This window comes from Kitasatospora xanthocidica (assembly GCF_014656195.1).
Lineage (GTDB): Bacteria > Actinomycetota > Actinomycetes > Streptomycetales > Streptomycetaceae > Kitasatospora > Kitasatospora xanthocidica.
In genome coordinates this window covers 1-2,558 of record NZ_BNBY01000063.1, presented here as the reverse complement: position 1 = coordinate 2,558, position 2,558 = coordinate 1, and the positions used below count along the sequence as shown (strand labels likewise).

General features: G+C 72.0%; 1 protein-coding gene and 1 pseudogene. Both read left to right on the top strand.

What is annotated here, in order from left to right; genetic code table 11:
- Nucleotides 1–521: acyl carrier protein (locus IE332_RS40400; protein ID WP_189926875.1), on the top strand; the 521-nt coding region annotated here is incomplete at its 5' end.
- 112 nt (nucleotides 522–633) lie between these two features.
- Nucleotides 634–2,558: pseudogene (locus IE332_RS40395) on the top strand (type I polyketide synthase); the annotation flags it as partial.

Genomic DNA, 2,558 nt, shown 5'->3' with positions numbered 1-2,558 from the left:
CCGAACAGCACAACCACCTCCTCACCCTCGTCCGCACCACCGCCGCCACCGTCCTCGGACACGGCGAGACGAGCGCCATCGGACTCAACCAGGCATTCACCGAGGTCGGGTTCGACTCCCTCACCTCCGTCGAACTCCGCAACCACCTCGGCACCGCCACCGGCCTACGCCTCCCGGTCGGCCTGGTCTTCGAGCACCCCACGCCCAGTACGCTCGCGGGCTACCTCCAGGCCGAACTGGCCGCCGCGCCGGCCGCCCCGCAGGAGGCCGCGGCACCCGCGCTGTCCGCGGAACTCGACGCGCTGGAGCGCGGCCTGCACTCCGCCACCCTGGACCAAGCCGCGGTAGCCGAACTGTCCGCCAGGCTCCAGGACTTGCTGGTCGAGCTGCACACCCTGCAGCAGGACGGGGACGCCCCCGCCACCGACGACCGCACCGGTTCCTCCGGGGCCGACCGCATCCACGCCGCGTCGGACGAAGACCTCTTCGACTTCATCGACAGCGGCCTGAAGAACCTCTGACCGCTGCCTCACGGCTGCCGCCTTCCGAGCGCCGCCTTCCGACTGCTGACTGCTGACCGCTGACTGAACTGCCGACTCGTGCCGAAAAATCGGGGTTGATCGTATGACGACGAATGAGAGCAAGCTGCGCGATTACCTCCGGCGTGTGACCGCCGACCTCCACCAGGCCCAACTGCGCCTGAAGGAGGTCGAGTCGGAGAAGCAGGAGCCGATCGCGATCGTCGGCATGGCCTGCCGCTACCCCGGCGGGGTGCGCTCGCCCGAAGACCTCTGGCACACCGTCGCGAACGGCATCGACGCCGTCGGCGCCTTCCCCGACAACCGGGGCTGGGACCTCGAGTCGATCTACGACCCCGACCCCGCGAAGGGCGGCACCGTCTACACCCGCGAGGGCGGATTCCTCTACGACGCGGTCGAGTTCGACCCGACGCCGTTCGGCATCTCACCGCGCGGCGCCCAGTCGATGGACCCTCAGCAGCGGCTGCTGCTGGAGACCGCCTGGGAGGCGCTGGAGCGTACGGGCATCGCCCCGACCGCGTTGCGCGGCAGCAACACCGGCGTCTTCACCGGCGTCATGTACGTCGACTACTGGCCGCGCCTGAACGAGGGTGACGCCGAGACCGAGGGCTACCTCGCCACGTCGATGACCAGCAGCGTCGCCTCCGGCCGCATCGCGTACACCCTGGGCCTGGAGGGCCCGGCGGTCACCCTCGACACCGCCTGCTCCTCCTCCCTGGTCGCCCTGCACCTCGCCTGCCAGGCCCTGCGCAACGGCGACTCGGACCTCGCGATGGCCGGCGGCGCCACCGTCATGACCACCCCCGTTCCGTTCCTCACCTTCGCCCGCCAGCGCGGCCTGTCGGCCGACGGCCGCTGCAAGTCCTTCGCCGACGCCGCCAACGGCACCGGCTGGGGCGAGGGTTCGGCCATACTGGTCCTGGAACGGCTCTCCGACGCGCGCCGCAACGGCCGCCGGATCCTGGCCGTCGTCCGCGGCACGGCCGTCAACCAGGACGGCGCCTCCAACGGCCTCACCGCCCCGAGCGGCCCCGCCCAGCGCCGGGTGATCCGCCAGGCGCTGGCCAACGCCGGCCTCACGCCCGCCGAGGTCGACGTGGTCGAGGCGCACGGCACCGGCACCGCGCTCGGCGACCCGATAGAGGCCGAGGCACTGCAGGCGACCTACGGCCAGGACCGCGAACAGCCGATCTGGCTCGGCTCGTTGAAGTCGAACCTGGGCCACACCCAGGCCGCCGCCGGCGCCGGCGGCATCATCAAGATGATCCAGGCGATGCACCACGGCCTGATGCCGAAGACCCTGCACGTCGACCAGCCGTCCACCCATGTCGACTGGTCAGCCGGCAAGGTCCAACTCCTCACCGAGGCGCGGCAGTGGCCGGAGACCGGGCGTCCTCGCCGGGCCGGCGTCTCCTCCTTCGGCATCTCCGGCACCAACGCCCACGTCATCATCGAGCAGGCCCCCGAACCGGCAGCCGTCGAACCGGCGGCCGACCGGGACGGCTCCTCGCTCCCGCTGGCCTGGCCGCTCTCCGCGGCGAGCGTCGACGCCCTGCGCGGCCAGGCGGCCCGGCTGCTCGCCCACGTCGAGGCGACGGACGCCGACCCGCGCGACGTCGCCCACTCCCTCACCACCACCCGCGCCCAGCTGGACCAGCGGGCCGTCGTCATCGGCACCGGACGCGACGAACTCCTCGACGCGCTCCGCGCACTGGCCGAAGGGAAGAACCACCCCGGGATCGTCAGCAGCCAGCCCCTCACCGGCCGCCTCGCCTTCCTCTTCACCGGCCAGGGCGCCCAGCGCCTCGGCATGGGGCGCGAGCTGTACGACGCGTTCCCCGTCTTCGCCTCGGCGCTGGACGACGTCCTCGCACGCTTCGACGTCCCCGTGCGGGAGGTGATGTGGGGCGAGGACGCGGACGCCCTCAACCAGACCGGCACCGCCCAACTCGCCCTGTTCGCCTTCGAAACCGCGCTGTACCGACTGCTGGAGTCGCTGGGCGTGCGCCCGGACTACCT